The 532-nt window shown below is 36.8% G+C and carries 1 protein-coding gene; it reads left to right on the forward strand.

The features are described 5' to 3' along the window. Positions 1 to 45 precede the first annotated feature (45 nt). Positions 46 to 532: FmdB family zinc ribbon protein (locus M3202_RS22040; RefSeq protein WP_490715560.1), on the forward strand; the 487-nt coding region annotated here is incomplete at its 3' end.

Here is a 532-nt window from a genome sequence, read left to right on the forward strand (position 1 = left end):
GTTACCACACCGACACTAAATCCCTAAATAAAGGAAGTGACAATCTTGTACCCTCAAATTATAACCTATTTATTATCTTTTATAAACTATCAAGAACAATTGATTCGAACATTACTTACTCTGCTTAACGGAAAAAGGATGTTCAATAAGCCCACAGAACAACCGGTGAATAAACCTTATCGAAAACTTCAGGTAGATGATCTTCCGATCATTGAAGTACCTGAAAAGCTAGATTATCGAATGCTTCTCACTGAGTACTTCGAGAAGAACGGAAAAACATTAAAACCTGTTCAAAGGCGTAAGAACTCAAAAGTTACAGTACCGAAGTCCATGATCTGTCCAAAGTGTGGTGCTCCGTCAGATTACCTTTATGCTAATAACGGAGATAAAGGGCAGTATCAATGCAAGGTATGTTCTTGTCTTTTCAGCGATAAGAATCGTTTTTCAAAAGAGGCCATCCTAAAGTGTCCTCATTGTTCCAAGACTCTCGAGAAAATCAAAGAGAGAAAAGACTTTCATGTTTTTAAGTGTA

Origin of the sequence: Halalkalibacter oceani (genome assembly GCF_023715605.1) — a bacterium.
Lineage (GTDB): Bacteria > Bacillota > Bacilli > Bacillales > Bacillaceae_D > Halalkalibacter > Halalkalibacter oceani.